Annotated in this window: 7 protein-coding genes and 1 pseudogene; 6 read left to right on the forward strand and 2 right to left on the reverse strand. The window is 63.7% G+C overall.

Translation table 11 applies throughout. From position 1 onward, the window contains the following. Both gatB and VKP01_RS16120 read left to right on the forward strand, forming a co-directional pair. Window positions 1–193: pseudogene (gene gatB, locus VKP01_RS16115) on the forward strand (Asp-tRNA(Asn)/Glu-tRNA(Gln) amidotransferase GatCAB subunit B); the annotation flags it as partial. Between the two features lie 7 nt (window positions 194–200). Continuing rightward, a complete protein-coding gene (locus tag VKP01_RS16120; RefSeq protein WP_324414103.1) occupies window positions 201–677 on the forward strand; it encodes a GNAT family N-acetyltransferase in 477 nt (158 codons plus the stop codon). Window positions 678–718: 41 nt separating this feature from the next. Here the strand turns inward: VKP01_RS16120 and VKP01_RS16125 are convergent, their stop codons facing one another. After that, window positions 719–1,036, reverse strand: a complete 318-nt coding sequence (locus VKP01_RS16125) for a hypothetical protein (RefSeq protein ID WP_324414104.1) — start codon at window positions 1,034–1,036, stop codon at window positions 719–721. Between VKP01_RS16125 and VKP01_RS16130 the strand changes: the two genes are divergently transcribed. Beyond that, the gene (locus VKP01_RS16130; RefSeq protein WP_324414106.1) at window positions 1,008–1,586 is read left to right on the forward strand and encodes a hypothetical protein; all 579 of its coding nucleotides are present in this window, start codon (window positions 1,008–1,010) and stop codon (window positions 1,584–1,586) included. The genes VKP01_RS16125 and VKP01_RS16130 overlap by 29 nt on opposite strands. Here VKP01_RS16130 and VKP01_RS16135 read toward each other — a convergent pair. After that, window positions 1,578–4,079: a cation:proton antiporter gene (locus VKP01_RS16135; protein WP_324414108.1), complete on the reverse strand. Its 2,502-nt coding sequence runs from the start codon at window positions 4,077–4,079 to the stop codon at window positions 1,578–1,580. The genes VKP01_RS16130 and VKP01_RS16135 overlap by 9 nt on opposite strands. Window positions 4,080–4,275: 196 nt before the next feature. Here VKP01_RS16135 and VKP01_RS16140 point away from each other — a divergent pair, with 196 nt between their 5' ends. The 3 genes from VKP01_RS16140 to VKP01_RS16150 all read left to right on the forward strand — a co-directional run. Beyond that, on the forward strand, window positions 4,276–4,611 hold the full coding sequence (locus tag VKP01_RS16140) for a hypothetical protein (RefSeq protein WP_324414110.1): 336 nt from the start codon (window positions 4,276–4,278) through the stop codon (window positions 4,609–4,611). A gap of 88 nt (window positions 4,612–4,699) precedes the next feature. Further along, complete coding sequence (locus tag VKP01_RS16145; RefSeq protein WP_324414112.1) at window positions 4,700–4,981, forward strand: hypothetical protein; 282 nt, start codon at window positions 4,700–4,702, stop codon at window positions 4,979–4,981. A gap of 116 nt (window positions 4,982–5,097) precedes the next feature. Beyond that, the coding region (locus VKP01_RS16150) for an isochorismatase family protein (RefSeq protein ID WP_324414114.1) at window positions 5,098–5,917 on the forward strand (820 nt) is incomplete at its 3' end.

A 5,917-nucleotide genomic window follows, 5' to 3' on the forward strand; every position in this document is an offset into this window, starting at 1 on the left:
GGTCACCGATACCGGCGCCATCGAGAAGGCGGTGGACGAGGTGATCGCGGCGAATGCCGAGAAGGTCGAGCAGGTCAAGGCCAAGCCTTCGATGCTCGGCTGGTTCGTCGGCCAGGTGATGAAGGCGACCGGCGGCAAGGCCAATCCGCAGGCGGTGAACGCCATGCTCAAGGACAAGCTCGGCATTGAGTGAGCGGGGCATGAGCGTGATACGGCCCGTGCGCGACGGTGATGCGCAGGACCTTTTTGGCCTGCTCACGCTGTGTTTTGCCGAGTATGCGGGCTGCTTCACTGATCCGCATGACGATCTCCCCGATCTCTTGCGCCCGGCGAGTCATGCGGCGGAGAAGGGCGTCGATTTCTTCGTGATCGAGGATGATGGCGGGCGCGTCTGCGCGTCCATCGCCATGGACACGCCGGCCCCGCAGACGATCGAGATCCACCGGCTCTATGTGCGCCCCGATTGCCGGGGCAGGGGACTCGCGCGCATGCTGGTCGACCATGTCGAAACCCGCGCCCGCGCCGCTGGCGCCAGCCGCATCATCCTTTGGTCCGATACCCGCTTCGAGAACGCGCACGCGCTCTATGAAAAGCGCGGCTATATGCGTGCGCCGCAAGCGCGGGAACTCGGGGATGTGTCCGGTTCGGTGGAGTGGTTTTTTGAGAAGGGGTTGTGAGTGGGGTCAATTCCCGGCCTCTCGATTTCTGCGTTAAATTGTCAATTGACAAAATAATTTTGCGAGGTATATTCATGCCACGTAGTCGGCACCCGAAGAAAGAGGTTGAGCAGGTTCTTGGTGAACTGGAAGAGCATGGCTGGGGTGTTGTTGTACGCACCGGCAAGGGGCATGCTTGGGGCCTGCTTCGATGCCCCAACCACAGCAAGGAGTGTCGCTGCGGGGAGTTTTGTCAGATGACGATCAACTCGACGCCCCAGAACGCTGGCAACCACGCCGCCAAGCTGAGAAATCGCGCATTGGCGTGTATTTTTGTGAAGGATGAGGACGATGGCTGAACAATTTGAATTTGAAATCATCTTCAGCCTTCCTCCGGGCGAGCATGATCCGTTTATCTTGTCGGATGCGGTCATTGAGGCTGGCTTTGAAGATGCTCTTATTGGCACGGGTAACCCGAAGCTCTTGGCTGTCGAGCTCGATGCGTCTGGCGAAGATGCCGAGTCCGCAATTCTTGAAGCGGCGCGTGCCATCATGCGCAACCTTCCGGCAGGCACACAGCTACACGAGGTTCGGCCGGACCTCGTCAGCCTCGCAGATGTCGCCGCGAAACTTGATGTGACGCGACAGACATTACAACAACGGGAAATGCCATTACAGGTTGCTGGCGGCTTGTACAGAATCAACGAGATCGCCGCGGTCATTGGGCGCGCCGCGCTGCCGGAGCCGGGCCGGCGGCGCCCCAGATTTCGGGCGGACACTGCCATGAAGTGGTTTCGTGCCGGCGAAGGCGCACGTTCACTGAACGCCAAGCTCGCATTGAAGGCGCTGGACCCTCGCTCGCTTCAGGCTGCCCCCGTAGTCGCTACTGAACTTGCGACCCGCCAAGAGCCTGATCCCTCCTCACCCTGACAAAGCCAGCTCATCGATCGTCACGCCGCGCCGCCTCGCGCTTTCCGCAACGGCGTTGCGGATGGTTTCGCTGCGTTTCACCAAGCGGCGGAAGCTGGGTTCGTCGAGGACGAGCAGGGCGCAATGGCTGATCGCGGTGACCTGGATGTGGCGGGTCTGGCGGCTGAGCAGGGCGAGCTGGCCGAACATCTCGCCGCGTCCCAGCCTGTGCTTCTGGCCTGCTGTCACCACCTCGACCGCGCCGGAGGCGATGAAGCAGACTTCGCGCGGCGTCTGCCATTTGCGCACCAGAACCTCGCCCGGCTGCACGTAGCGTGCCTTCAAGACCCGCACGAGTTGCGCGCGACTGGACTCGCTCAATTCCGCAAACAGCGGAAAACGGCGAACGAGCTCGGTCTTCTGCACGGCCAGATCGAGCGCGGGGCGCGTTTCGGCGCGTTTGCGCTTATCTGCGAGCTCCTGCTTGAGCGTCGTGAACAGTTCGCGCCCGATCAAGCCGTCCTGACGAAGGGTATCGTATTCGCGCTCCTCCAGCCGCAGGGCGATGCGCCGGATGAAGCGCCGCTCGATTTCCTCGGCGTAGCCGGGATATTGCAGACGTAATCCTTCGAGCGCCGATTTCGTCTCATCCTCGCGGCGCTTGAGCAGTTCATGCAGCAGATCCGCCACGCGCCGTCCGTGGATACGCCGGATCTTGCCGTCGATATGGCCGTGCAGGTCGCGCAGGATCAGCCGCTGGTTGAGCATGATCTCGAACCGGTCCGCCGTCATCCGCGCCAGCGGGCCGGACATGCGCAGACGGTTATGAAGCAGCACGGCAAAGCCGTACCAGCGTCCCCGCGCGAGGCTCACGCGACCCGTGGCACGGTACTGGTCGCGACCACCACTGCGTGTTCGCTCGATCAGGCGATCGGCATCCGAGAGCATGCGCTCGGCCAGCCGCGCCGAGATCAGCTGTTCGCGGAACGTGTCGAGGATCATGTCGCGCTCCCGGCCCGCCAGTGCCACGAGGCCCAGCGTGATGCGGTCACGGTCGAGAATATCGTCCAGTGTCTCCGCCTTCTGCATGGCGGTGTCGAGGCGCGCGGCAAAGCGTTTGGCCTCGGATCTGACGATCGCGCGGTTCAGCTCGTGCCGTTTTGCGGTGCCGGCGACCTCCTCGCGCACATTGGCGAGCGCCACGGCGATAACCTGGTTCGCCAGGGCGCGATCGAGCGGGGATAGCTTGTCGAGACCGAGATAGGTGATCACCCGGCGCAGCGTCGTTCCCTGAACCAGCAGCGTGAACAGCGTGAAGCCCGTAGCGAGGATGCCCACCTCGCGCTTGATGTCGATAGTGACGCGCAGGTTCTCCGTCACCGCGAGGGCGAGGGCGAGGGTGACGGCGCCGCGCAGCCCACCCCAGAGAATCGCGACCCGGTAGGCCGGCTCGACCCGCGGCGATAGCCCCAGCCAGGTCAGTGACGGCACAACCGCATAGAGCATGAACAGCCGGGCCGCCATGGCCGCGACCACGATGACTGCAATCAGAAACAGGTCCCATGCCTGAATATCGGCGAGAAGACCCGGCACCAGCAGCGCCGCGAGAAGGAAGATCAGTGCGCCCGCCCAATGCGCGAGCACGTCCCACACTTCACGCAGCCAGGCCCAATTGGCCGGAGAGAGGCGCCCGGGGCCGAGGTAGTTCAGCGTCATCCCCGCCATGACCACGGCGATCACACCGGAGAATCCGAACCAGCGCTCGGCGATCAGATAAGTGAGATAGGGCAGGGCGACGCTGAGCGAGATCTGGGCAAGCGGAAAACGCCCGAGCCAGGCCAGCGTCATCGCACAGAACCGCGCCGCAACCCAGCCGACGGTGAGGCCGCCGAAGATCAGGATGGGAAATGTGATCAGCGCGTCGCGTAGGGTTGGGTTGGGCACTCCCATCATCACGAAGGTCAGGAAAAAGCCGAAAAGCGCGATGGCGGCCGCGTCGTTCAACAGGCTCTCTCCCTCGACGATCCGCGTCAGCCGCTGCGGCGCGGCAATGTTGCGAAAGATCGAGACCACGGCTGACGGGTCGGTCGTCGCGACGATGGCGCCGAGCATCAGGCAGGCCGCCAGCGGGAGGCTGGTAAAGGGAGTGAGCGCGAAGCCGATCGCGAATGTGGCGACGACCACGGCCAGCACGGCCATGACCAGAATCGGCACCCAGTCATCCGCCATGCGCCGCAGGTTCAGTCCGAGCGAGACCTGGAAAAGCAGTGTGGGCAGAAGCACATAGAGAAACACATTCGAGCGGATGCTGAAATCGAAGACGAGGAATGTCTCGGGAATGCCGAACAGAAACGGCCCGGTATCCACTGCATAGATCGCGAGAATGCCGATGATCACGCCGATAATGGCGAGAACCACGGTGTAGGGCAGCCTCGTGCGCTCGGCCAGCGGCTCGCTGAGCGAGATGATGATGAAGAGGCCGGCGACGACGCCGACGATCGTGATGACATCCATGATCTGGTCGAAGGCCGGGTAACGGCGCGAGAGGAACGCAAAGCGCGTACAGTGTTCTGGCCGGGGCAAGGCCGCCCGTCAACCGCTCCATGCGTGGCCCGCGACACGGATAAGCCAGAAAGCGCGGATATTGCGCTCGCTCGCTTCTGCAGGCATCCTGACATCGGGCATCTTGCCGCTGCGGGAGGGCGAGGGCATGACGATCAACGATTCGGGTTTGCCGATGCGGCTGGCGGCACTGTTCTGCGCGCTGTTCCTGCTGATCATTCCGGCGCTGCCTCTGGCGCTGCCGGTCGAATCCGGCCCCGCGACCGAGGCGCAGGACGCTTCCGGTATCGACGCGGCCCTGACGGCGCAGCCGCTCATTATCGCCCCCGCGCCCATGGAGGGTGAGGAGGATGCCGACACGCCGGGGGGCCGGTCAGCGTTTGCGGTGCTGTCGCAGACGTGTCTGACGGTGTTCCCTGCCGCCGCGCCCGCTTACAAGCGCGCCATCGCGTTCCGGGCTCGCGCGCCGCCACTCTCTGCCTGATTGCGACCATACGACAAGGCTCGATCCGTTTCGCGGATCCGGCAACGCAATCGGCAGCCACTGTGGCGGCCTCACCGGAAAGATATCGATGTCCATTCAAGCAAATCACGAGAAATCCTCGCGCTTCGGCGCCTGGCTCATCGCGATCAGTGCCATTGTCCTCGTGGGTACGGAAGTGATCGGCGTGGCAGCCGCGACCGCTTGGGCGGTCGGGGGGCTTTTGCAACTCGGTTCCATCCTGACCTGGGTGCTCGGCGCCATCCTTTGTGCGGGCGCTGGTTGGGTAACCTGGGTCTTCGCCCGCAATGCCTGGCGTTTGGAGAGCGAGGCTTGCGCCACGCCGCCGACCGCTTCGGGCCCCCGGGACTGATCCGCCACCGCGCGCGGCGGCACCATCGCCGCGCGCGCCGGCCGAGCATCTTTAGGGAACGGTCGGCGCGTAACGCCGTTGGATCGGTAAAGGTCAATCCGAGGAGAAAGCCGATCATGATCGATGACGCAAGCGAGATCCGGACCCTGCGTGAGGCCCTGGCGAAACCGCGCAAGCATCGCGACATGGCGATTGCGCAGGAGCCGATGCCCAATCACAGCAAGACCCCGGGCGGGCCGAACCAGACCCCGCTGGCCTTCTGGGCCGCCTGGGATCTGGGGGATCGCCCGCGCCGGATCGCGTTGCTCGTGGATGATTGCCAGGAGGAATATCGCCCCTATGCCGGCGAGATCCTTCCGAAACTCGCCCGTATCGTGAACGCATTTCGCGAACGGCGCGCGCGCAACGAGGGGGTCTGCATCGCCTGGAGCATCTGGAGCCGGCGTTTCGACGATGGCATTTCCAACGCCATGGACCGCTGGTACGGCCCGCGCGGGCTCGATCCGGACAATCCCGAGAATGCGGCTTACGTTTTCACCGGCGCACCCGGGCTTGAGCCGCTTGCCGAAATCGCGCCGACGCCGGAGGAGCGTGACGCGGGCTGGCTCTATCACGGCAAGCATCTCGACATGTTCTGGACCTTCGACGAGAAGGGCCGCTCCTATCTCGACGAGAAACTGAAGGCGTTGGATATCGATACCATCGTCATCGTCGGGCTATGGACGGATGAATGCGTGCTCAGCACCGCCTATGCCGGAAATTCGCGCGGATATGACGTGGTGGTCGTCGGCGATGCGGTTGCGACGGCCACGGCCAATCAGGAAATTGCGCTCAAGGTTGCGAGCAGCACGGTGGCCAAGGTGGTCTCGACGGACGAGATCGTGCGCTACCTCGAAGAGGGCTTCGTCGCCGGTAAGCCGGGTGCAGTGAAGGGCA

Origin of the sequence: Saliniramus sp. (genome assembly GCF_035311605.1) — a bacterium.
GTDB lineage: Bacteria > Pseudomonadota > Alphaproteobacteria > Rhizobiales > Beijerinckiaceae > Saliniramus.

What these genes read in the sequence shown, in the direction of transcription:
- VKP01_RS16120 (WP_324414103.1), top strand. Translation starts at nt 201, where the DNA reads ATGAGCGTGATACGGCCCGTGCGCGACGGTGATGCGCAGGACCTTTTT.
- VKP01_RS16145 (WP_324414112.1), top strand. Translation starts at nt 4,700, where the DNA reads ATGTCCATTCAAGCAAATCACGAGAAATCCTCGCGCTTCGGCGCCTGG.
- VKP01_RS16125 (WP_324414104.1), bottom strand. Translation starts at nt 1,036, where the DNA reads ATGATTTCAAATTCAAATTGTTCAGCCATCGTCCTCATCCTTCACAAA.
- VKP01_RS16140 (WP_324414110.1), top strand. Translation starts at nt 4,276, where the DNA reads ATGACGATCAACGATTCGGGTTTGCCGATGCGGCTGGCGGCACTGTTC.
- VKP01_RS16130 (WP_324414106.1), top strand. Translation starts at nt 1,008, where the DNA reads ATGGCTGAACAATTTGAATTTGAAATCATCTTCAGCCTTCCTCCGGGC.
- VKP01_RS16135 (WP_324414108.1), bottom strand. Translation starts at nt 4,079, where the DNA reads ATGGATGTCATCACGATCGTCGGCGTCGTCGCCGGCCTCTTCATCATC.